The organism is Actinokineospora terrae (assembly GCF_900111175.1).
GTDB classification, from domain to species: domain Bacteria; phylum Actinomycetota; class Actinomycetes; order Mycobacteriales; family Pseudonocardiaceae; genus Actinokineospora; species Actinokineospora terrae.
Genome location: NZ_FOGI01000013.1, coordinates 35,895 through 57,625 on the forward strand (window position 1 = coordinate 35,895; position 21,731 = coordinate 57,625).

At 72.0% G+C, this 21,731-nt stretch carries 20 protein-coding genes; 5 read left to right on the top strand and 15 right to left on the bottom strand.

Going from position 1 to position 21,731, the window contains the following annotated elements; all coding sequences use genetic code 11:
- Window positions 1-138: 138 nt before the first annotated feature.
- Window positions 139-1,794 carry a sensor histidine kinase gene (locus BMY07_RS26905; protein ID WP_092784674.1) on the top strand — a complete coding sequence of 552 codons (1,656 nt, stop codon included), beginning with the start codon at window positions 139-141 and terminating at the stop codon, window positions 1,792-1,794.
- A 103-nt stretch (window positions 1,795-1,897) separates the two neighbouring features.
- Here the strand turns inward: BMY07_RS26905 and BMY07_RS26910 are convergent, their stop codons facing one another.
- Window positions 1,898-2,530 (bottom strand): response regulator, encoded by a 633-nt coding sequence (locus BMY07_RS26910; RefSeq protein ID WP_092784677.1) that lies wholly within the window; start codon window positions 2,528-2,530, stop codon window positions 1,898-1,900.
- A 173-nt stretch (window positions 2,531-2,703) separates the two neighbouring features.
- On the opposite strand from BMY07_RS26910, the gene BMY07_RS26915 reads away from it, so the two are divergent.
- The 3 genes from BMY07_RS26915 to BMY07_RS26925 all read left to right on the top strand — a co-directional run bounded on the left by BMY07_RS26915 (window position 2,704) and on the right by BMY07_RS26925 (window position 4,788).
- The gene (locus BMY07_RS26915; protein ID WP_092784680.1) at window positions 2,704-3,222 is read left to right on the top strand and encodes a hypothetical protein; all 519 of its coding nucleotides are present in this window, start codon (window positions 2,704-2,706) and stop codon (window positions 3,220-3,222) included.
- 12 nt (window positions 3,223-3,234) lie between these two features.
- Window positions 3,235-3,825, top strand: a complete 591-nt coding sequence (locus BMY07_RS26920) for a hypothetical protein (RefSeq protein WP_092784682.1) — start codon at window positions 3,235-3,237, stop codon at window positions 3,823-3,825.
- Window positions 3,826-4,032: 207 nt separating this feature from the next.
- Window positions 4,033-4,788 (top strand): homocysteine S-methyltransferase family protein, encoded by a 756-nt coding sequence (locus BMY07_RS26925; RefSeq protein WP_092784685.1) that lies wholly within the window; start codon window positions 4,033-4,035, stop codon window positions 4,786-4,788.
- Here BMY07_RS26925 and BMY07_RS26930 read toward each other — a convergent pair.
- From BMY07_RS26930 to BMY07_RS26960, 7 genes are all read right to left on the bottom strand, one after another.
- Window positions 4,763-6,409, bottom strand: a complete 1,647-nt coding sequence (locus BMY07_RS26930) for an ABC transporter substrate-binding protein (protein ID WP_092784688.1) — start codon at window positions 6,407-6,409, stop codon at window positions 4,763-4,765. The genes BMY07_RS26925 and BMY07_RS26930 overlap by 26 nt on opposite strands.
- A gap of 14 nt (window positions 6,410-6,423) precedes the next feature.
- Entirely contained in the window at window positions 6,424-7,686 is a 1,263-nt protein-coding gene (locus BMY07_RS26935) for an ABC1 kinase family protein (protein WP_092784690.1), read from the bottom strand.
- 17 nt (window positions 7,687-7,703) lie between these two features.
- Window positions 7,704-8,342: an NHL repeat-containing protein gene (locus BMY07_RS26940; RefSeq protein ID WP_092785148.1), complete on the bottom strand. Its 639-nt coding sequence runs from the start codon at window positions 8,340-8,342 to the stop codon at window positions 7,704-7,706.
- Window positions 8,339-9,229 (bottom strand): class I SAM-dependent methyltransferase, encoded by an 891-nt coding sequence (locus BMY07_RS26945; RefSeq protein WP_092784693.1) that lies wholly within the window; start codon window positions 9,227-9,229, stop codon window positions 8,339-8,341. The genes BMY07_RS26940 and BMY07_RS26945 overlap by 4 nt, the downstream gene beginning before the upstream one ends.
- Window positions 9,230-9,299: 70 nt before the next feature.
- Window positions 9,300-10,496, bottom strand: a complete 1,197-nt coding sequence (locus BMY07_RS26950) for a DUF6004 family protein (RefSeq protein WP_092784696.1) — start codon at window positions 10,494-10,496, stop codon at window positions 9,300-9,302.
- A 544-nt stretch (window positions 10,497-11,040) separates the two neighbouring features.
- Window positions 11,041-12,264 (bottom strand): ATP-grasp domain-containing protein, encoded by a 1,224-nt coding sequence (locus BMY07_RS35980; RefSeq protein WP_092784699.1) that lies wholly within the window; start codon window positions 12,262-12,264, stop codon window positions 11,041-11,043.
- Window positions 12,265-12,315: 51 nt separating this feature from the next.
- The gene (locus BMY07_RS26960; protein ID WP_092784702.1) at window positions 12,316-12,966 is read right to left on the bottom strand and encodes a winged helix-turn-helix transcriptional regulator; all 651 of its coding nucleotides are present in this window, start codon (window positions 12,964-12,966) and stop codon (window positions 12,316-12,318) included.
- A gap of 176 nt (window positions 12,967-13,142) precedes the next feature.
- Between BMY07_RS26960 and BMY07_RS26965 the strand changes: the two genes are divergently transcribed.
- The gene (locus tag BMY07_RS26965; protein ID WP_092784705.1) at window positions 13,143-14,003 is read left to right on the top strand and encodes a class I SAM-dependent methyltransferase; all 861 of its coding nucleotides are present in this window, start codon (window positions 13,143-13,145) and stop codon (window positions 14,001-14,003) included.
- A gap of 52 nt (window positions 14,004-14,055) precedes the next feature.
- Here the strand turns inward: BMY07_RS26965 and BMY07_RS26970 are convergent, their stop codons facing one another.
- The 7 genes from BMY07_RS26970 to BMY07_RS27000 form a co-directional block, all read right to left on the bottom strand.
- Window positions 14,056-14,592 (bottom strand): EF-hand domain-containing protein, encoded by a 537-nt coding sequence (locus BMY07_RS26970; RefSeq protein WP_177215802.1) that lies wholly within the window; start codon window positions 14,590-14,592, stop codon window positions 14,056-14,058.
- A gap of 98 nt (window positions 14,593-14,690) precedes the next feature.
- On the bottom strand, window positions 14,691-15,251 hold the full coding sequence (locus BMY07_RS26975; RefSeq protein WP_092784711.1) for an EF-hand domain-containing protein: 561 nt from the start codon (window positions 15,249-15,251) through the stop codon (window positions 14,691-14,693).
- Window positions 15,248-16,141: a homocysteine S-methyltransferase family protein gene (locus BMY07_RS26980; RefSeq protein WP_092784714.1), complete on the bottom strand. Its 894-nt coding sequence runs from the start codon at window positions 16,139-16,141 to the stop codon at window positions 15,248-15,250. Before BMY07_RS26980 ends, BMY07_RS26975 begins: the two co-directional genes overlap by 4 nt.
- A gap of 2 nt (window positions 16,142-16,143) precedes the next feature.
- Window positions 16,144-17,016, bottom strand: coding sequence for a class I SAM-dependent methyltransferase (locus tag BMY07_RS26985; RefSeq protein WP_092784718.1), 873 nt, complete (start codon window positions 17,014-17,016; stop codon window positions 16,144-16,146).
- A gap of 213 nt (window positions 17,017-17,229) precedes the next feature.
- On the bottom strand, window positions 17,230-18,975 hold the full coding sequence (locus BMY07_RS26990) for an ABC transporter substrate-binding protein (protein WP_092784721.1): 1,746 nt from the start codon (window positions 18,973-18,975) through the stop codon (window positions 17,230-17,232).
- Window positions 18,972-20,459 carry an ABC transporter substrate-binding protein gene (locus tag BMY07_RS26995; protein ID WP_092784724.1) on the bottom strand — a complete coding sequence of 496 codons (1,488 nt, stop codon included), beginning with the start codon at window positions 20,457-20,459 and terminating at the stop codon, window positions 18,972-18,974. The genes BMY07_RS26990 and BMY07_RS26995 overlap by 4 nt, the downstream gene beginning before the upstream one ends.
- The gene (locus tag BMY07_RS27000; RefSeq protein WP_092784727.1) at window positions 20,456-21,727 is read right to left on the bottom strand and encodes an aminotransferase class V-fold PLP-dependent enzyme; all 1,272 of its coding nucleotides are present in this window, start codon (window positions 21,725-21,727) and stop codon (window positions 20,456-20,458) included. The genes BMY07_RS26995 and BMY07_RS27000 overlap by 4 nt, the downstream gene beginning before the upstream one ends.
- Window positions 21,728-21,731: the final 4 nt, after the last annotated feature.

Here is a 21,731-nt window from a genome sequence, read left to right on the forward strand (position 1 = left end):
GGTGACTGCGCGTGGCGGGTTCTAGTGGGTTCGGGGTCGCCTCCCCGGACGAGGTGATCTTTGGGGGTGCCCCTATCGGGGTGGGGTGGTCCGTGACAGTCTGCGTTCTGCCGTAGCCACGATCGCGGGAGAGTCGCCATGGGGCAGCCCGGTAGGGCAACTGATCTGATCTCCGGGCTGCGGCTCGACGAGTTGTTGCGGGAGTTGCACGAGCGGCTCGGCGACCTGATGCACACCCGCGACAGCCTGCAGGGGCTGTTGGACGCGGTGATGGCGGTGGGCGCGGGCCTGGAGTTGGACTCGACGTTGCAGCGGATCGTCCGAGCCGCCACCGATCTGGTGGACGCCCAGTACGGGGCGTTGGGGGTGCTCGGTGACGGTGGGTTGTCGCGGTTCGTGCACGAGGGCATCGACCCGGGCACGCGGTCGCGGATGGGGCACCTGCCGGAGGGGCGCGGGTTGCTGGGCCTGCTGATCGAGCACCCGGAGCCGATCCGGTTGACCGACCTGGCCAAGCACCCGGCGTCGGTGGGGTTCCCGCCGAACCACCCGCCGATGGGCAGCTTCCTGGGTGTGCCGGTGCGGGTGCGCGGCGAGGTGTTCGGGAACCTGTACCTGACCGAGAAGCGCGGCGGGCCGTTCACCGCCGACGACGAGGCCGTGGTGCAGGCGTTGGCGGCCGCGGCGGGTGTGGCGATCGAGAACGCGCGGCTGTTCGAGCGGTCGCGCGACCGCGAGCGGTGGTTGACGGCGGCCGGTGAGGTGAACACGCAGCTGTTGGCGGGAGCGTCGCAGGGCGAGACCCTCGACCTGATCGCGCGGCGGGTGTTGGAGCTGACCGAGGCCGACTGCGCGTTGATCCTGCTTGTGGACGAGACGACCAGGGACCTGCTGCGGGTGGGGGCGGCGACCGGGGACGTGTCGGCGGAGCTGGACGTGTCCGCCTACGGGCCGCTGATCGAGTCGGTGTTGCGGGAGGAGCAGCCGCGGGTGGTGGCGGACCTGTCGTTGGAGGTGGAGTTCGGGGCGCTGGGTCCGGCGGTGGTGGTGCCGTTGCGGACCGCGGGTGGTGTGTTGTTGGCGGCGCGGGAGAAGGGGGCGCGGACGTTCGGGGCGGACACGGCGCCGATGTTGGCGTCGTTCGCGGGTCAGGCGGCGGTGGCGTTGGAGTTGGCGGAGAAGCAGCGGGCGCAGCGGATGCTCGACGTGCTGGCCGACCGGGACCGCATCGCGCAGGACCTGCACGACCACGTGATCCAGCGGCTGTACGCGACCGGGATGAGCTTGCAGGGCACGCTGCGGCGGATCGAGGACCCGGAGGCGCGGGCGCGGGTGCACCGGTCGGTGGAGCAGCTGGACCAGACGGTGCGCGAGATCCGGACGTCGATCTTCGACCTGCAGGCGGTGGACGACTCGGCGAGCCTGCGGCGGCGGTTGCTGGACGTGGTGGCCGAGGTGGGGGTCGGTGCGGCGACCTCGCCCGCGGTGTCGATGGCGGGGGCGATCGACACGCTGGTGCGGCCGGAGGTGGGGGAGCACGCGGTGGCGGTGCTGCGGGAGGCGTTGAGCAACGCGGTGCGGCACTCGGGCGCGGCGGAGATCGTGGTGGAGGTGTCGGCGGGGGACGCGTTGGCGGTGACGGTGCGGGACAACGGTGTTGGTGTGGGGGCGCCGTTACGGCGTAGTGGGTTGGAGAACATGCGTAGGCGAGCGGAGCAGTGCCATGGGCGGTTCGAGGTGGAGTCGCCGGAGAGTGGGGGGACCGCGGTGCGGTGGGAGGTCCCTCTCGGTTAGCGCTGGCTGCTTGCGGCGTGACTGCGACAGCTGACTGGTCAACCTGGGCGCGGTGTCGCCAGTGGTGTTCCAGCCGTGGCCGGTTAGGGCTGACGGTGGTCGGTCAGCGGCGGCGGAGTTCGGCGGCGAGGACGGCGGCCTGGGTGCGGCGCTGCATCTTGAGCTTGGCGAGCAGGTGCGAGACGTAGTTCTTGACGGTCTTCTCGGCCAGGAACATCCGCTCGCCGATCTCCCGGTTGGTCAGGCCCTCGCCGATGAGGTCGAACACGGTGCGTTCCTGGTCGGTGAGCTGGGCCAGCGGGTCGGTCTCGGTGCGTTCGCGGCGGATCCGGTCGAGCAGCGCGGCGGTGGTCCTGGGGTCGAGCAGCGACCCGCCGTCGGCGACGGTGCGCACGGCGGCGACCAGGTCGGTGCCGAGCACCTGCTTGAGGACGAACCCGGACGCCCCGGCCATGATCGCGTCGAAGAGCGCCTCGTCGTCGGCGAACGAGGTCAGCATCAGGCACCGCAGGTCGGGCAGCGCGGACCGCAGGTCCCGGCACAGCTCGACCCCGGTCCCGTCCGGCAACCGCACGTCGAGCACCGCCACATCCGGCTTCACCGCGGGCACCCGCACCAACGCCTCGGCGACCGAGGCCGCTTCCCCGACGACCTCGATCCCCGGCTCGTCCAACAGGTCAGCCACCCCACGCCGCACGATCTCGTGGTCGTCGACCAGGAACACCCGCATGCCCACTCCTTCGCTGCCGCCCCCACTGTAGGTGCCCCACCCCACCCCCGCCCGCCCCGGACGACCGGGGTCGGTCGGGACTTTGGTCACTACGAGCGAGGCGCGCCAAGGTCAACAACGGCCTACGACGCCGTTCGCGCACGCTGCCCTGGCTGGCGGAGGCGACCATCGCCCGCAACGTGTCGATCACCGTCCGGGCGCAGCTGATGGATCCCGACGACGAGCGGTTGCTCACCACCTACATCCGGTACCCCGACACCCGTGAGAGCGCCGCCCGCAAGTGGGACGTCGCGCGGGTGCGCCACGAGATCCTGGCGGCGGTGCTGTCGGTGTACGCCTGGCGGGAGGCGTTCCCGAGGCTCGACATCGAGATCGGGCTCAGCCCGACGTTCTGGATCATGAGTCTGGACATGTCGCAGCAGCGGGCGCTGGTGACAGGGCAGTTCAAGGGGCACCCGGCGTTGGGGCACCGGGAGGGGACCGCGTTCTACAACGCGCACCGCGACGAGTTCGACGCCGGGATGGCCGGGTGCCGGGTGTTGGATCCGTCGGTGCGCCTGCCGCAGCCGGACGACGTGACGACCCAGTCGATCAAGGAGGCGTTGACCGCGTTGGGGCTGGACCACTCGGGGATCTCGGAGGAGGGCTTCGCGGCCATCGGGCAGTACATCCGGCGACCGGAGCACCGGTATGAGTGACTGGGAGGGCGGATGAGCAGTCTGCCGGACTTCCCGGACGACCCGCTGTGGACTGAGGCGCACGAGCGTGTCCGCGGCGCGTTAGCGCCCTACCTGGTCGGTTCACCGCTGGAGCGCGCGGTGGAGTTGACCGGTGTGGTCGGTGGTGGGGTGTTCCGTGCGGCGGTACGGGACGTCGTGGCGCGCACGGTCGTCGACGAGGACTTGCTGGCGGTGTGTGCGCGGTGGTCGCAGTGGCATCCGTTGGGGTTCGTGAAGGTGTTGGTGCTGTCGAACGCCGCGTTCCAGGTTCGGATGAACTACTGGCCGGAGGTGGTGGGGGAGCGGGAGGACATCCACGACCACCGGTTCGACTTCGTCTCGACGGTCGTTCACGGCGCCTTGGTTGCCGAGTCGTACGAGTACGCGTCGGTGGAGGGGGTGAGGTGTTGGACCGGGATGTCGACCGGTTGCCGACATCCCCGGAGGACCCGTACCTGCTCGACCTCGCCGACCGGGTGGCGGTGCGACCCTTGGGGGCGCAGAGGGTGCACCGGGGTGGTGCGTACGCGACGAGCGGTCGGGTGTTGCACCGAGTGGTCCCGATCGGGGCGCCGGTGGTGACGCTGTTCGTGAAGTTCGCCTGCTACCGGACGGATGCGACCGTGTTGATCACCCCCGGGGGCGCCCGCTCCAGCCAGGCAGGTGCGGCGGTACACCAGGCCGGGGGAGGCGCGTGATCTGGTGCGCCAGGTGCTCGGGTTGTGGGGCGGTTGACCACCGGATGGTTCAGTTTTGTGTGGTAACTTGGCGTGACTGAGGAGGTGCGCCGTGTTGCTGGACGCCAGTGTGCCTGGGCGGTTGCGGGAGGCGGGGATCGCGGTCGAGGCGCCGTGGTGGACCAATCGGGCGTTGCTGACGGGGGCTGGGCGGGCGGCGTTGCGGGCGGTGCACGAGGCCGATGTCGCGGCGGGGGCCGATGTGGTGACGGCGGCGACTTTCCGGTGTGCGGAGCGGGATCTGCTGGATCTCGGGTTGGCGCCGGGGTCGGGTACGGCGTGGATGGTGCACGCGGCGGTGGGGGTGGCGCGGGCGGCGGCGGGGAACTCGGCCGAGGTGATCGGGTCGGTGGGGCCGGGGGACCCGGCCGGGCACGGGTGGCTGGTGACGGAGTTGGCGCGGTGCGGGGTGGATGTCGTGCTGGCCGAGTCGATGCCGGGGGTGGCGGAGGCGATCACCGTGGTGGAGCACGCCACCAGGGCCGATGCCGCGGTGTGGGTGAGCTTCCAGTGCGCCGACGACGCGCGGCTGCCCTCCGGTGAGTCCGTTGTGGACGGTGTGCTGCGGGCGTGGGAGCACGGTGCGGCGGTGGTGTTGCTCAACTGCGGTACCCCGCGCCAGGTCGAGGACGCGCTCAAGGCCGTGCGGGACCGCTACGACGGTCCGCTGGGTGCCTACCCCGACGCCACCGGGGAGCGGTTGGCCGACGCGCTCGCCCGGTGGCGCCTGGACTACGACCTGGCCGTGATCGGTGGCTGCTGCGGCACCACCGCGGCGGACCTCATGGCTCCAGCCACACGGTCGTGAGATCCCCGTTGAGCACCGGGTAGGGCTCCCAGCCGCGCACGCGGGGCGCGTGGAACCAGTACTGGTGGGCGAACAGCACCGGGATCACGGCCATGTCGCGCAGCACCTCCGCCTCCACCGCCCGGTACGCCGCGTTCGCGGTGTCGCGGTCCGAGGAGTCGCGGCCTTCGGCGAGCAGCCGGTCGACCCGGGGGCTGGTGTAGAAGCCGAGGTTCCAGCTGCCCTCCGGTCTGCTCTCGAACAGCGGTTGCAGGTAGGTGCGCGCGTTGTCGCCGTGCCAGTCCGGTTCCCACCCGGTGAACGCCAGGTCCCAGTCGCCGCGCACCGCGGGCTCGGCCGAGGCGAAGTAGGTGGCGAACAGCTCGGTGATCGACACCGGCACCGGTTCCAGCGTGATCCCCGCGCGCGCCAACGCGATCCCCATCTCGCGCACCGACTCCGGGTGGATGTCGCGGTCGCGGTGCACCATCCGCAACGTCACCCCGTCCGGGTACCCCGCCTCCGCCAGCAACGCCCGTGCCGCCTCGGGATCCCCAGTCGGCGACCCGGGCGGGATCGGGTCGATCGGCGTGTACGCGGAGCACAACGGCGGCAGGACCCGCCACGCCAGCTCGCTCAACCGCGGCCCGCCCCACACCCGCGACACCGCCGACCGGTCCAGCGCCGCCGACACCGCCCGCCGCACCTGGACCTTGCTCGTGGCCCGGTTCTCGTTGGGGCTGAGCATGTTCACCGCCAGGTAGGGGCTGAACAGCCCGGCCGGGTGGATCTCCAGCCGCGGGTCGCCGAACAGCCGCGGCAGCTCGGCGGTCACCGGCTGGATGTCCCACAGCATGTCGACCTCGCCGGTGTCGACCAGCCGGAACGCCTCCGCCTCGGCGACGCCCATCCGCACCGACACCTCGTCGAGGTGCGCCGCCCGCACCGGGTCGGTCGCCGGGTCCCACGCCGGGTTGCGGCCCAGCACCAGCTGCTTGCCCGGCACGTACTCCCGCACCAGGTAGGGCCCACTGGACCGCAGCCTGCGCACGATGTCGTCGCTGCCCGGCAGGAACCCGGAGTACTCGATGGGCGCGGGGGAGGCGCTCGGCAGCGCGAGGATGTTGAGGAAGTCGACCGAGTGCCCCAGCGTGCGCAGCACGATCGTGTCGGTGCCCACCACCTCGATGCCCTCGATGACGCGGCACTCGATGGCGGTGGTCACCTCGGTCGGGTCCAGCGTCGCCAGCTCGTCGCGCAGCCGCGCCAGCCCCCGGATCGTGCGGGCGAAGTAGGTCAGCGCGGGGCTGGGCGCGTCCGGGTGCGCCAGCCGCTTGATGCCCCGCGCGAGGTCCGCGGCGGTCACCGGCCGGTGGTCGTCCCAGCGGACCCCTTGGCGGAGGGTGAACACGTACTCCTGGCCGGTGGGGTCGAGGCGGCCGTTGGCTCGGGTCGGCAGCTCGGTGGCCATGTCGGCGACCACCTCGCCCGCGGTGGCCTGGTCGCGGCCTGCGCGGTAGGTGACCAGCTGGCGGGTGTAGGCGCGCAGGATCCCGCGGGTGGCGGTGTGCACCGACAGCGCGGGGTCGAGGTTGTCGGCGTCACCGGCGCCGACGAGGGTGAGCGTGCCGCCATGGCGCATGCGGGTGGGTCCTCTCAGGTGGGGCGCCGGGCGCCGAACAGGCCCCGGTTGAGCACGGGCTTGGCCGTCTCCTGGAAGTCGGCGTCGGGGTCGAGTTCGCGGATGGTGCCCTCGATGACCAGCAGCGACAGCAGCGGGAAGATCAGCTCGGGTGCGGCGTGCACGCCGTGGCGGCGTTGCAGGTCGAACATCTCGGTGGCGAACCCGATCAGGCTGAACTCGCGCGCGGAGAGCCCGTGCACCCGGACCACCAGCTCGGCCATCCTGGTGAGGAACCCGGGCAGGTCGGCGTCCGGGCGGCGCCCGGTGGAGCTGGCGACGACGATCTCGGCGCACCGGTCGCCGCGGCCGACGGCCATGTTGAGGAAGAACTCGGCGAACAGCACCCGCAGCCGCTCGGTGAGCTGCACGCTGAACCCGGCGTCGAGGACGACGACGTCGCCGCCGCGGGTGAAGTACAGGTTGCCCGGGTGCAGGTCGCAGTGCACGAACCCGTCGACGAAGAGCATGTGGTAGATCGCCGCCAGCGCGGACTGGGCGAAGCGGCGGCGCAGCGCGGGCGGGCAGCGGTGCGCGGTGCGCACGTCGAGGTCCGGGATGAACTCCATCGCCACGCAGGCCGGGCCGCACAGCTCGGGGTACACCGTGGGCACCCATACCCTGGGCACGGCGCTGAGGTCGCGGCGCAGCCGGGTCAGGTTGTCGGCCTCGCGGGGGAAGTCGAGCTGGGCCAGCACCGCGGCGCACATCGCGTCGACCACGTCGGTGACCGGGACCCCGCGCAGCACCGGCAGCCGGGCGGCCAGGCGCGCGCCGCGCCGCATGATCCGCAGGTCGGCCTCTAGTACCGGGCGGATCTCCGGGCGCAGCACCTTCAGGGCGACCTCGCGGCCCTCGTGGTCGGTGGCGCGGTAGACGCAGGCGACGCTGCCGCCCGCGATGGGCTCGTAGTCGATCGTCGGGAACAGCTCGGGCAACCGCGGGCCGTAGATGCCGCGCAGGACCTCTTCGCTGCGGGCGCGGTCCAGCGGTGGCACGGCGTCTTGCAGTACCTCCAGCTCCGAGCACAACGCGGGCGGCAGGATGTCCCGGCGCGTGCCCAGTACCTGGCCCGCCTTGACGAACGCCGGACCCAGCGCCATCGACAACAGGCCGATCTGCCGGTACAGGTGCGGCAGCCCTCTCTCTCGGCCGCGCAGCAGCACTCTCACCCCGGCAGGCGCGAGCATCCCGACAGTGGTGACCACGACTCTGAGCGCGCGCGGGACATCACGCATCTGCGACTCCCCTTACCTCAGAACCGCTGGAAACCGGGTAGTTCCACCGCGCGCAGTTGCAGCGTGGCGAGGTCGCAGTACCAGATGAGGCTGCCGTCCCAGGTCAACCCCGCGGGCTTGCCCCACACCCGCACCGACACCTGCTCGCGGCGGGTCGCGGCGTCGACCAGGGTGATCGTCGCCCCGTCGGTGTCGGAGTAGGCGAGGAACCCGTCCGAGACGGTCAACCCCGCCGGTGGGCGCCGCACCGCGACGCAGTCGATGAGGTGGAAGTCCGACGGGTCGCGCAGGTCGAGCACCTTCAGGTCGGCGTACCCCAGCCACAGCCCGTCGCGGCAGGCCTCGATGCCGGTCAGCGTGTGCCCCGGGCGCGGGTTGGCGAACTCGGCGATCACCCGCCCGTCCTCCGGCGCCAGCATCCGCAGGTCGCGGCCGTCCCCGACGACCTGGACCAGGTAGCCGTCCAGGGTGGTCAGGTCCGCGCGGATGTCGGCGCACGGGATCTCCCCGGACCGCGCCCCGGTGACGGCGTCGATCGCGGTGATCAGCCCGCTGAACGCCTCCGAGTACCACAGGAACTCCCCGGACCAGGTCACCCCGCACAGCTCCAACGCCCGCAGCGGCAGGTCCCGCACGATCCCGGCCAGGATGGTCACGACGGCCCCCTGCGGCTGATCCCGCACTCCAGCCGCCAGTCCGTGGCCACCCTGACGCCCTCCGGCAGCACCACCCGCGCCCGGATAGCGTCGCCTTCCACTACCGGGGTGTGGCGCACCGGCCAGATCCACACCCCCCAGTTGCAGCCCGGGTAAGAGGGGAAGTTCGACAGCGACACCCCCGGCGCCAGGTCCGCGGTGAACGACCCCATGACCGCGTGCAGCGTCCCCGGGCGGGTGATGCGCAGCGTGCGCGGCGCGGTCGACACCCCGTGCTCGGTCGCCCCCAGGACGCTGTCGCCGATCGGGGCCGCGGCGCTGAGCCTGGTCGGTGGCCGTTGGAAGAAGTGCAGGTGCGCGGCCGGTTCGGCGTGCTGCTGCACCACGTCGAGGCGGTAGCCCAACGCGTCGCCGCCCCAGATGCCCCAGCCCTCGTCGTCGAACTCGATCGCGGTCAACGTCGTGGTCAGCCGCTGCGGCACCACCCGGCCACCGGGCACCAGCGCGCGCTTGGCCACGGCGGCGACGATCTCCGGCATCTCCTCCTCCGGGCCGATGTTGCCCATCAGCTCCGCCACCAGCACGTCGGCCCGCCGCGGCAGGTCGACCGTGCGCGCGTCGCCCTGGATGACGGTGAGCTTTCCGGACAGGCCGTTGTCGTCGGCGATCCGCGCGGCCACCGCCGCGGTCACCGGGTCGCCCTCGATGGCGTAGACGTGGCTAGCGCCGTGTCGCAGCGCCATCATCCCCAGCACCAGCAGGCCCGCGCCGACGTCGACCACCACGTCGCCCGGTCGCACCGCCCACGCCAGCGCGTCGTCGTAGGCGCGCAACCGGGTCCGGTCGGCGAGCATCGCCTGGTGCATGACCAGCGATCGTGTGTCCATCACGGCTCCAGACGCGCCAGGACCTCGCCCGGGCGCGGCGGCCCGGGCGAGGTCGGGGGAGGGCGGTGGGTCAGACGTTCACCGCGGCGTGCTCACCGACGATGGACTCCCGCATGACCAGCGACAGCCCGGTGATCCTGGCCTTCTCCACGTCCTCGGTGGTCACCAGCGGCGTGCCCTGCCCCGACAGCGCCAGGTCGGTGCCCGCCGGGTCGAGGTCGCGCAGCTCGCCGGACAGGTGCACCGGGTTGGTCGAGTACAGCACCCCGCGCGGGGTCACCAGGTCGAACTCGGCGTCGAAGTGCAGCTCCGCCGGGAACCGCACCCGCGACAGCGAGTCCTCGTTGCCCTCGCCGAGCGTGCCGCCGGACGGCTTGGGCCAGCTCGCCCGCAGCATGACCCGGCCGCCGAGCTCCGCGCACTCGCCGACCAGGGCGACCCGCGCGATCTGCGCCAGCACCCCGACGCCCTCGTCGTGCTTGTCCGGGCCGAACAGCAGGATCTCCATGCCCGCGGCCAACCCGTGGCTGCCCTGCAGCTCGACCCGCACGGTGCGGCCGTCGACCTGCAGGGTGAGCGTCGCCTCGGTCGAGGTCTGGATGATCATCGACGGGTCCACCAGCATCGACATGCACGCCGCCGGGCTGTCGGCGAAGAACACCGTCGGGGTGATCCCGATCGACTCGTTGTCGTCGGTCGAGGGGTACCACGCCTCCGGCAACGTCGTCCCGCGCACCACGTTCGGCGCCTGCACCAACTCGATCGGCTGGTCCCCGCGCGGCACGCCCAGGTACCCGCCGGTCAACGGCTTCTTGAACGGCGGGATCGCGTCCACCACGCCGTAGATGTCGATGACGTTGCGGTGCACCAGCCGCAGCGTGCTCGTCTCCAGGATGCCGAAGCGCTGGATGTGGAACTCCGCCGGGAAGTTCTTGCCCGGCGAGATCTGCCGCACGTGCCCGGTGTTGGGCAGCAACGGGTTGGACAGGATCTGGATCCGGTCGTTGAGCTCGTAGCTGAAGCCCTTGATGCCGACCTCCGGCGCGCTGATCAGCTCGGTGTCGAACACCGCCCGCCCGGTCGCGTCCACCCGGTGCTCGAACCCGGGCATCGGCCACTTGTTCATCTGCACGAAGCCGGAGAGGTTGATCGTCTCCCGCTTGCCGTTGTAGTAGTCGTCGCCGTAGACGATGGTCGCCGCGGCCAGGATGTGCGGCCGGATCGGCTTCGGCGCGAGGTTGAGCGACTCGTAGGTTTCCCTTGCCACGGTAGGCCTCCAAAGCGGGGCAGGACTTGGGTGAGCACGAGGCAGGCCGCGCCTGGCGGTTCATCCCGCACGAGACCGGCTCCGACCATGACGCTATATATTTCCGAAGTAAGAGTCAACGCCCCCAACGAGTGGCCCCCTCGCCCCGCTGCTTTTCGGCGGTGCCCGCGCCTCGCCTGGGCCCGCACCGGTTCGTCGTGCGACCCGGTTGGCCCCGTGCGTTCTGGTTTGTCCACATGGGTCCGAGCTGTCCACAGGCCCTCGGTTCACCCTCTTGACAAAAGCCGCGAAGCGATACGCTGGATGCGGGTGGCCCCCGGGTGGGCGGGGGTCTGCCGTCCGCCGGGGGGTGGCCGCAGCGGGCGGTGGCGGGGGCTGGAAATGGGGCTGGGCTTGGGGGCGGCTGGCGGTGCGGGTTCGCCGAGCCGGCCAAGGCAGCCGGGGGACTGCCGGAGGCGTCGGGGATGGGCCGCGATCGTGCGCGGAGTGGGGGAGAGGTCGCGCGGCGGCCGGAGGGTGCGGAGTTCCTGTGGCCGGGATCGGGTCAGGCGGGGATGAGGGTGATGGCGGCTTCGGCGGTGTCGAGCAGGGGTGGGCAGGCGGCGGGGGTGGGGGCGGTGATGGCGGTCATGGCGTAGCGGCCCCAGACGTGGCCTTCGGGGGGTGGGGCGAGGGTGGTGCCGGGGGTGGCCAGGGGGGTGGCCAGCAGGGTGCCGCGGGGCAGGGCCGTGGTGTCGATGTGGATGTCGGCGACGGTGGTGGGGGTGGTGGGGTAGAGGAAGCGGATGGCGGTGACCGTCTTGTGCGTGGGGGTCAGGACCGGGGGGCGGCCGCAGGCGATGGCGGCGGCAACCCGGCCCGCGTCGATGCCGGTGGACTCCAGGCCCAGGTACGGGATGAGGTCCCCGCCGAGGCGGCAGTTGACCTCGATGACCGACCACCCGCGCGGCGTCAGCCGCAGTTCGGTGTGGGTCATGCCCGAGTCGAACTCCAGCGCGGTGTGCGCGGCCGACAGGATCGCGCGCAGTTCCGGGTCGGTGAACAACGGGTCCGCCCCGTCGACCAGGTGCCCGGTCTCCTCGAAGTACGGGGCGAAGCCGCTCGTCTTGCGCGCCAGGAACAACGGCGTCGTGGCACCGTCCACGACCGCGCAGTCCACACTGAACTCCGGGCCGGACGCGAACTCCTCCACCAGCACACCGAGTTCGTAGTACCGCGCCTGGTCCACGTGCTGCGCCCGCGTGTGCTCGTACGCGGCGGGGAGCTCGACGGGGGAGGTCACCTTGGTGACCCCCATGCTCGCCCCCAGCGCCCGCGGCTTCAGGATCACCGGGTACCCGATGTCCGCCGCCACCGACTCCGCCTCGGCGAGCGAGGACACCGCCACCGACCGGGGCTGCGGCACACCGGCGGCGGCCAGCGCGCCCCGGGTCCGGTGCTTGTCGCGGCAACGGTCAATCACGTCCGGCGACACTCCCGGCAGCCCCAGGTGCTGGGCGACGACGGCCGTGTTCGCCATCTTCAGCTCGTCCCAGCACAGGATCCCGTCCACGGTCCGGCCGTCGGCGACCTCCCGCGCGGCCGCCAGCAGCGCCGCCCCGTCCCGGATGTCCACCGCCGTCCCGCCGACCACGTACGGCTTCTCCCAGCTCAACGCCGAGTGGTCGAGCAGCCACACGTCGGTCGTCGCCGCGATCGAGCGCAGCAGGTAGCCGCGGTGCGGCTCGTACCCGATGCCCACCAGGATCATCAGCGGCCGCTCGCCCACCGGGATCTCCCTCCACCACAGCCAACGACGACTATAGGAACTCGAAGTGGGCTAGTCGAGCCCGAGCATCCGGATGCACCGCACCGCCGCCATCGGGTCGCCCGACACCCGCACCGCGCCGCTGGCGATCACCTCGGCCGGGCTGGTCAACCGGGCCCCCACCCGGATGAACGTCTCCGCGTCGCACTCCACCGTCAGGTCCGGTTCGGTGACCGCGCCCCGGGTGAACCGCACCCGCCCGTCGCGCACCTCGATGGTGAAGTCCTGCTCGTCGACCCGGAACTGGTAGGTGTCGTCGACCTCCGGCACCGCCTCCCGCGACACCATCGACTGCACCGCCAGGAACCCCCATTCGGCCCTGGTGGTGCCGCCGCGGTCGTCGTCGCTGAGGAAACCCAGCCCCCACCTGGCCAACCCGAGCAGCGGCTGGCGCAACTGCTCGCCCAACCCGGTGAGCTGGTAGCGCATCGCCCGGCCCTCGCCGGGGATCCCGACCTGCTCGACCACCCCGTGCGCGGTCAGTGTGCGCAACCGGTCCGACAGCAGGTTCGGGCCGATACCGGGCATGTTCTCCAGCAGCGCGGTGAACCGGGCCGGGCCGATCAGCAGCTCCCGGATCACCAGCATCGTCCACCGCTCGCCGACCACGCCCAGCCCCACCGTGAGACCGCAGCCGCGTCGGAGATCCTGCTTGATGGCCATGAGCCCCTCGTCCGGATCGGTGGTCGACCCCCGCGCGGACGACGCGGGTCTTGCCGCGGGGGTGTAGTTTTCCCAGAGCTTATAAGGCGTTCGGCACCCGCGTCGAGGCGGTGCGCGCCGATTCGCCCGGTACCTCACCAAGATCGCCGCAGATGACACCCTGATGGAGGACGCGGATGAGCGTGCTTGCGTTGCGAGCGGACAAACTCGAGGAGTGGCGGCTCTCGGCCGTGGGCTGGGTGCGGTACCGGGCGAACTTCGCCGACGCCGCTGTGCCCAGCGCGCGCCGCATGGTCGAACTCTCCGGCGCGCGGCCGGGTCAGCGCGCGCTCGACCTCGCCTGCGGGGTCGGGGTTCCCGCGCACCAACTGGCCGAGGCGCTCGGGCCGGACGGGTACGTGCTGGGGCTCGACATCGCCGAGGGCATGGTCGACGGGGCCCGCGCGTGGGCCGCGGCCACCGGACTGGACACAGTGGACTTCCGGGTCGTCCCGAGTGAACGCGATCTGGGCGTTGAGCCGGGCACTTTCGACATCGGCACGTGCCGGGCGGGATTGCAGTACATGGTCGAACCGGGTGCGGCGCTGCGTGCGATGCGCGAGGCGTTGCGGCCGGGCGGGCGGATGGTCGCGATGACAGTGGGCTCGCCGCAGCGGTGCACCTCGCTGCGGATCCTGGAAGAGGTCGTCGCCAGGCACATCACCATGCCCGCGCTGATCCCCGAACCGGACAAGGACGTCCCCGGCACCGTCGCGCTGTCGGACCCCGCGGACCTGGAGGCCCTCTACCGCGACGCCGGGTTCACCGACGTGCGCACCGAGGTCGCCGACCACCCGATCGTCGGCGCCGACACCGCCGAGCAGTACTGGGACGTCTGCGAGCAGAGCGCCGGACCGTTCATCCTGCTGCTGCGCTCCCTCGGCGACGACCTGCGCGCCGCCATCCGCTCCGACGCCATCGCCACCCTGCGCGCCGAGTTCGGCGGCGGCCCGGTCGTGATGACCGGCGAGACCCTGATCACGGTCGGGACCAGGTGAGCGGGTCCCCGGTGGACGCGCCGCGCGGTGGGTCCACCGGGGAGTCCGGCGCTCAGTCCAGGTCCCCGACCATCAGGTTCCCGACCGCGTTGGGGTCGTCGCTGAGGTAGAACTCGCGGATCGCCGAGGCGTACTCGTCGCGGTGCACCTCGCCGTCGTGGTCGGCGTCGAGCGCGTCGAACATCCGGCGCGTCTCCTGCTCGCTGATCCCCGACCGGCTCTGCGCGGCGATCATCTCCTGCACGCTGAGCCTGCCGCTGCCGTCCTTGTCGGCCAGGTCGAACACCGCCAACGCGAACGGCAGCGCCACCTTGTCGACGAACTCGGGGCGCTCCATCGCCTGGTTCCACTCCGTCTTGCTGACCGTCCCGTCGGCGTCGGCGTCGGTCGCGGAGGTGATGTCCTGCCAGAGCTGGTCGGCCAGGTGCTCGATCCTGGTCGCCTCCTCGGAGGCCTCGGCCACCGCGAACGTCTCCCGCCAGATCTTGGCCATCGCGGTGATGTCGTTGCGCTGGAGCACCCCGTCGCGGTCGACGTCGAAGCGCTCGAACGCCTTCTCGTACTTGCGCTGCTGCAGTTGGGTCGCCATCGTGTCCCTCTCCATTCGTGACAGTGCCATCCGATGCGGTGCGCCCGGCCTCCCCGATCAGCCCGAGCGCACCACGTGAGTCGGTCCTTGCCTGCTACCTAGTCCGGCCTGACGCCGAAGAACCACGCCCCCGGTGAGTCCGGGTCCGCGGAGGTGAACGCCTCCCGCACCACCGCGACGAACTCGCCCCGGTCGATGCGGCCGTCGTCGTCGGTGTCGATCCTGGTGAACGCGTCCACCGCGACCTCCCTGGTCAGCCCGGAGGCCAGGTAGACGGCCACGTACTCCTCGGTGCTGATCGCGTCGTCGCCGTCGGCGTCGAGGACCCGGAACACGGTGTCGGCGATCGGGCCCACGGTCGCGGCGAAGAACGCGTCGTCGTCGACCAACCGGTCCTGCATGATCTCCACGCACTCGCCGGTCGGGATCGCCGTGCCGTCGGCGTGCGCGAGGGTGACGCCGTGCCGCACCAGGTGGTCCCACCAGGCGTCGAGCGCGGTGTGGATCGTCGTCCAGTGCGGCGACCCGGCGGGTAGCCGCAACGCGCCGCAGGTGCTCTCGGCGTGCGCGGCGAAGTCGGCGGCGGTCAGGTAGCCGTCGCCGCCGACGTCGAAGATCTCCAGCATCGCCTCGATGTTGCGCTGCTTCTGGCTGGTCACGTGCTGGCCTCCGCGGGGATGAGTGGTCTGGCCTGCGACAGGTGGGCCGGGGTGGTGCCGCAGCAGCCGCCGAGGACGTCGGCGCCCTCGGTGTGCCAGCGCGCCAGCAACGCCCCGAACTCGCCCTCCGGCAACGCGGCGGGCAGGTGCCGTTCGACCGGGCCGTCGACGCCCGTGCGGTCCTCGATGTTCGGGTACGCCCCCACCGGGCCCGCGCAGGTCTCGCGCAGCACCGGCAGGCAGGCCTCGGTGTCGGCGGGCGTCGAGCAGTTGACCAGCACCGCGCCCGCCCCCGCCCGCTCCACCTCGCGCGCGGCCGCCGCCAGCGGTTCCCCGGACAGCAGCCGGGCACCGCCGCCGCAGGCGAACGACACCCAGGCGCGGACCCCCGCGGCGAGCGCGGCCGCCAACGCGATCCTGGCCTCGCGCAGGGTGTTCATGGTCTCCACCAGCACCAGGTCCACCCCGGCGCGGGCCAGCGCGGCGGCGAGCCTGCTGTGCTCGGCGTGCAGGACCTCGTCGGGCGGTACCAGGTCGGGCCGGTAGCAGTCGGCGACCGGGGCGAGCGACCCGGCGATCAGGGCGGGGCTGTCGGTGTCGGCGCGGGCGGCCCTGGCCAGCTCGACGGCGGTGTCGACGACGGTCGCCTGGTCGGTGCCCAGGCCGCGCAGGGTCCGGTCGTGGCAGCGGAAGGTGTTGGCGGTGACGACGTCGGCGCCCGCGCGCAGGTGCGCGGCGTGGATGCCGCGCAGCACCCGCTGATCGGCCGGGGCCAGCAGTGCCCTGGTCGTCCACCACGGCGCGCACACCGGGATGCCCGCGCGCTGCAGCTCGGTGGCCACCGCCCCGTCGAGCAGGACGGGGTCCGCGCGGGTGCGGTGGGTGTCCACGATCAGCGCCGGGCTCGGATGACCCGGGTGCGGCTGGGCAGGCGGATGGTGCCGTCGGTGGCGCGCAGGTCGGCGACGGACTCGGCGATCGCGGTCCAGGTGCCCGGGTCGTCGGCGCTGCCGTAGCGCTGCTCGATCATGCCGAGCAGCGCCGGCGGCGAGCACTTGCGGTAGAACTCGACGTACTCGTCGGCGTCGGCCAGCCAGAACGGCGCGGTGAAGTCGGTGACCTCGACGTCGGTGAACCCGGCCGCGCGCAGCTCCAGCTCGGTCTGCTCGCGGTCGGCCATGCTGTACGGGTTGGGCTCGCCGGGCGGCGGCTTCGGCAGGTCCAGGCGCTGGGCCAGGACGCGGAAACCGCGCGAGACCATCGGTGCCTCGGCAGGCTCGCCCCACACGGACGCGGCGAGGGTGCCGCCCGGGCGCAGGACGGCGGCCACGGCGCGGAACGCGGCGATGTGGTCGACGGCGAACATCAGGCCCCACCGGCTCAGCACCGCGTCGTAGCTGCCCGCGGGCAGGTCCAGGGTCTCCACATCACCCTGGCGCACGTCGACCGGCGCGGCGGTGTCGTCGAGCCGGGCGGCGCGCTCGGTGGCGATGGCGACCATGTCCTCGGCGAGGTCGATGGCGGTGACGTGCCCGGTCGGCCCGACGACGCGGGCGGCGGTGAGCGCGGGTTCGCCGACGCCGGTGCCGACATCGAGCACCCGGTGCCCTGGCCGCAGCCCGGCGAGCGCGATCAGGTGCTCGCTGACCGGGGTGGCGCCGCGTTCGAACTTGTCCTGCCAGGACAGCCAGCCGCCGCTCATGGCGTTCCAGTTGGCCCGTTGGGTGGCCTTGAACCTGGCCGGTTCGAACCCGGTGGTGGTCACCAGTCGGCACTCCTGTGGTCGTCGCTGTCGTGATCGTCGGATATCGCTGCGGGCGGATATCGCGGGCACGCGTAATCCGCCGTTGTCCCCGCGTGAATGTGCACCGCTCCCGCCGTCGCGGTTCCTCGGACCCGGTCCCCGACCCGCCGGAAATGATGTTACTCCGGTGGCAACCGCTGACAAGTCACCAGATCCAGCGCGCTATTTACCCGATCAGCGCACAGCGGAACTACCCACGGTGGGTGCGGGCGGGTCGGGTTCGGCCAGCCACAGGTTCGACAGGTCGAACCAGCGGTCCACCGTCGGCATCGCGACCGCGTCGCGCACCCGGGCGCCGCGCAGGTGGGGGATGGTCGGGGCGTGCACCAGGACCGGGACGATCGCGGCGTCGCTCATGATCGCGTGGTCCACCTCGTGCCACGCGGCACTGGCCTCCTCGGGGTCGGTGCGCGACAGCGCGTGGTCGATCATGCGGTCGACGTCGGGGTTGCTGTAGCAGCCGTAGTTCCCGGTGCCGTGCACGGCGTTGGTCTGGAACATCGGTTGCAGGAACGCGCGCCCGTTGTCGCCGAACCAGTCCGGGGTCCACGCCGCGACCGCGATGTCCCAGGTGCCCGCGCGGGCGTTGGCGGGGTTCTGCAGGTGCGGGTAGTGCTCGGCGTGGCCGAGGCCGACCAGCCGCAGCGTGATGCCGATGCGGGCCAGGTCGAGTTGGAGTTGTTGGGCGACCTCGGGGTTGGCGTCCATGTCGCGGTGCACCACGGTCAGCTCGAGGCCGTCGCCGTACCCGGCCTCGACCAGCAGCGCCCGCGCGCGGTCGGGGTCGCCCTCGTCGTTGGGGGTGGGGTAGAGGTCGTAGTCGCGGTAGCCGTAGTTGCCGGGTGGGATGGCGGTGTGCGCGGTCCACATGACGGTGCCCGCAGCCAGCTCGTCGAAGATCTTGATCATGGCGGTCTTGTTGACCGCGTAGGCGATGGCGCGGCGCACGCCGAGCTTGGTGACCGCGCCGCCCGCGTTGGGGCTGACCATGTTGAACGCCAGGTACGGGTTGACCGCGTAGCCGAGGTTGTCGGCGGGGTCGTCGGGGTTGGCGTCGTAGGGCTCGGTGACCGGTGACGCCCAGGACAGGTCGGCGCGCCCGGAGCGGATCTCGCGGCCCACGTCGGCGGGGGTCGCGGCGCGGTCCATGGTCACGTGCACGCCGTCGAGGTGCTGGCAGCGGACCGGGTCGGACTCCTTGGACCAGGCGAGGTTGGGCTCCATGTGCAGCATCTCGCCGTGGACGTACTCGGTGAGCCGGTAGGGCCCGCAGGAGCGCACGCCGCGGCGGAACTCGTCGCTGTCGGGGATGAACGCGTCGTACTCCACCGGCGCGGGCGAGGTGAACGCGGTGGCCAGGATGTGGATGAAGTCGGTCGCCGGGCGCAGCAGCCGCAATCGCAGGGTGCGGTCGTCGACGGCGGTCAACCCGGCGATCTCGTGCGTGTTCTGGAAATTGGCGAGATCGGCCGGAGTGGGATTGTCGGGCACGGCGGCGGTGTAGTCGGCGCAGTATTCCTGCATTCCGACGATGGTGCTGGTGAAATAGTGGATAGCGCCGCTGCGCAGCACCGGGTTGCACATCCGCTTGAAACCGCGCACGAAGTCCTGGGCGGTCACCTCCCGCTCGGGGGTGGTGTCCCAGCGGACCCCGTCGCGCAGCCGCACGGTGTAGGTGAGCCGGTCGGCGCTGATGCCGCCGTTGGCCACCGTGGGTATCTCGGTGGCCACGTCCGCGACCGGGTTGAGGTCGCGCCAGTCCCGCAGGCCCTTGATCGGCGGGTAGGCGAACAGCTGCCGGGTGAACAGCCGGATGATCTGCCCCGACAGCATGAAGAACGAGCTGGCCGGGTCGACGTGGTCCATGCTGCCCGGGCCGTAGAGCCGCAGCACACCGCCGCGGCGCGGGTGGTCGTTCATCGGCTGACCTCGCTGATCCGGCGTGGGGATGGGACGGGGCCCGCGGCGACGGGGGTGCGCGCGGTGAGGTCGGGCAGGCCGCCGAGGGCGCTGAGCGCCGCCACCTGACCCGAGGGCGCCGGTGGGGCGCGGAATGCCAACGGCACGATCACGGCGTCGGCCAGGGCGTGCAGCTCCGCCGCCCGCAACGCGGAGGTGGAGCGGGTCGGGTCGTCCAACGCGGCCAGCGCGGCGTCGATGAGCTCGTCGACCCGCCGTTGCCCGGTACCCGCGGGGGAGTGCGCGGAGTGGCACAGCGGCAGCAGGAACGCCCGCGCGTTGTCGTGGCCCCAGTCGGGGAACCAGCTGTCGAGCAGGATGTCCCAGTCGCCCGCCTGCCCGGTCACCGCCCGGTGCGACTCGGCGGGCGAGAGCGGCCGCGACACAATGGTCAGGCCGACCGCGACGAGGTCCGCCACGATCCCGACCGCGACCGCGGTGGCGTGCGGGGTGTCGGGATGGGCGAGGGTGAGCGACAGCGCCGCCGGGAGGGCCCCGGCCTGGGCGGGGGCGGTGGCCTGGTGGCCGTCGTTGCCGGGCGGGATGATCGTGTGCGCGGTGCGGGTGATCGCGTCCGCAATCGCTAGCCGCGCCGTGTGCTCGCTCAACGGGCCGCGCGGGTTGAGCACCAGGTAGTCCACACCGAGCAGCGTGGAGGTGGGCTCACCCTCGACGGTCAGGTCTATGTGCGGCGTGGGCTCGTCAGGGCTGACGGTGATGACCGACGCGCGCTGCCCGCGGGCCAGGTCGGACTCGGGAGTCCACGCGGGGTTCGGCTCGAACCGGAGTCCGCCGTCGAACACCGGCCGGTACGGGCCTGTTGACCGCAACGCCGCCCGCGCCTGCGGGCTGTCGGGCAGGAACGCGTCGTACTCCACCGGCGCGGGCGAGGCGCACGGCAGGGCCAGGACGTCGACGACGTCCACCGCCGGGTGGTCCAGCTCGACGACCAACGTCTGCTCGTCGAGGGCGAACACCCCGGCGATGTCGTGGGTGTTGGCGTGCTCGGCCAGGTCCGCCGCGGTGCGCAACGACGCCGGGTGCCCGTCGCGGTAGTCCGCCATCCCCCGGATCGTGCTGAGGAAGTACGGCAACGCGGTCGAGCGGTAGAACGGCGTGCACAGCCTCTTGAGGCCACGCACCACGTCCTGCGCCGTCACCCGCCGCGCCGGCGTCGTGTCCCAGTACACGTCCGGCCGCAGGTGGATCACGTAAGAGGTGCCGCGCGCGCCAAGACCCGCGTTGTAGATCGACGGCACCGCAGTCGCCAAGTCCGCCACCGGCGCCACCGACTGCCAACTCCCGGGCACCGCGTCGCCCCGGTAGGTGAAGAGCTGCCGGGCGTGCAACCGCGTCAGCGCCGCCAAGGGGTGGCGGTGCGCGGCTACCGGCTCGGGCAGGTCTATCCCGGCCCGCAGGCGCAACCGCTCCACGGGGCCCCTCATGACATCTGCTCGGCGAGCCGACCCATGACCGCCACCGCCCGATCGATCTCGGCGTGGTCGTTGAACAGGTGCGTGGTCAACCGGGCCGCGTAGTGCTGGTGCGGGGACCCCTCGACGTCGAACTCCGTCCAGCGGGTCCAGATCCGGTGCTCGGACTCCAACCGGGACACGAACTCCGCCACCTTCTTCACGTTCCACGCGTCGGCCGGGTCGCGGAACGGGTGGAACGCGATCAGCGGCGACCGCAGCCGCTGGTCGGCGCCGGGGGAGTACATCGCGGCCGTGCCGAACCGCTCGGCCACCGCCGTCCTGGCGTGCTCGGCCAGCTCGAACACCCGCCGCTCGATCCGGTCGCGGCCGATCTCGTCCCACAGCTCGCACGCCCGCGCCAGCGCCGCGCCCCTGGCGATGCTCGCGCTGCCCGCGCTCTGCAGGAAGTCGCCGATGTTGCAGCTCTCCACCGAGGTCGTCGTGCGCGGCGGCGGCGTGCCCTGCATCGGGTACCAGGTCGAGATGATCGGCCAGAACGCAGGCAGCGGCAGCGGGTTGTGCTCCGGGTGGACCTTGTTGCGCACGTACAGCAGCCCGGTGCCCAGCGGCCCGCACTGGAACTTCGACCCCGAGCAGGAGATGAAGTCCGCGCCCAGCGCCCGGAAGTCGCAGTCGAGCATCCCCGCCATCAGCGCCCCGTCGATCACCGTGGTCAGCCCGTGCCGGTGCGCCAGCTCGCACAGCGCCCTGATCGGCAGCATCGTCCCGGTGAACAGGGTGATCCCGGCGAAGGCCAGCACCTTGGTGCGCGGGGTGATGGCCGCGGCGAACCGCTCGACGACGTCCTCGGCGCGCACGTCGAACCCGGTGGGCAGGGTGACCACGGTGACCACCACGCCGTGCCGGTGGCGCAGCAGGTTCAGGTTCGACAGCACCGAGTAGCACTCGTGGCTGGTGGTGACCACCTCGTCGCCCTCGCGCAGGTCCAGGCCGTGGATGACCCTGGCCATGCCCTCGGTGGCGTTGTGGGTGATCACCATCTCGTCCTGGTCGACCCCGTAGGACCGCCCGATCGCCGCCCGGTGCTCGGGGTAGAGCCCTGGCGGGTACACGTCGAGCAGCCCGCCGGTCCACTCCCGGGTGACCCGGTCGACCACGTCGAGCACCTCGTGCGGCATCGCCCCCACCGTGCCGGTGTTGAGGTGCGTCGCGTCGGCGTCGAGCGCGAACAGCGACCTGATCTCCGACCACGAACGGGCGCGCAGGCCCGCCTCCATCACA

Excerpts from the sequence above, each read along its gene's own strand:
- BMY07_RS26990 (WP_092784721.1), bottom strand. The coding sequence starts at position 18,975 with ATGAACGACCACCCGCGCCGCGGCGGTGTGCTGCGGCTCTACGGCCCG.
- BMY07_RS26935 (WP_092784690.1), bottom strand. The coding sequence starts at position 7,686 with ATGCGTGATGTCCCGCGCGCGCTCAGAGTCGTGGTCACCACTGTCGGG.
- BMY07_RS26930 (WP_092784688.1), bottom strand. The coding sequence starts at position 6,409 with ATGCGCCATGGCGGCACGCTCACCCTCGTCGGCGCCGGTGACGCCGAC.
- BMY07_RS26920 (WP_092784682.1), top strand. The coding sequence starts at position 3,235 with ATGAGCAGTCTGCCGGACTTCCCGGACGACCCGCTGTGGACTGAGGCG.
- BMY07_RS26960 (WP_092784702.1), bottom strand. The coding sequence starts at position 12,966 with ATGGCCATCAAGCAGGATCTCCGACGCGGCTGCGGTCTCACGGTGGGG.
- BMY07_RS26995 (WP_092784724.1), bottom strand. The coding sequence starts at position 20,459 with ATGAGGGGCCCCGTGGAGCGGTTGCGCCTGCGGGCCGGGATAGACCTG.
- BMY07_RS26945 (WP_092784693.1), bottom strand. The coding sequence starts at position 9,229 with ATGGACACACGATCGCTGGTCATGCACCAGGCGATGCTCGCCGACCGG.
- BMY07_RS26905 (WP_092784674.1), top strand. The coding sequence starts at position 139 with ATGGGGCAGCCCGGTAGGGCAACTGATCTGATCTCCGGGCTGCGGCTC.
- BMY07_RS26970 (WP_177215802.1), bottom strand. The coding sequence starts at position 14,592 with ATGGCGACCCAACTGCAGCAGCGCAAGTACGAGAAGGCGTTCGAGCGC.
- BMY07_RS27000 (WP_092784727.1), bottom strand. The coding sequence starts at position 21,727 with ATGGAGGCGGGCCTGCGCGCCCGTTCGTGGTCGGAGATCAGGTCGCTG.
- BMY07_RS26965 (WP_092784705.1), top strand. The coding sequence starts at position 13,143 with ATGAGCGTGCTTGCGTTGCGAGCGGACAAACTCGAGGAGTGGCGGCTC.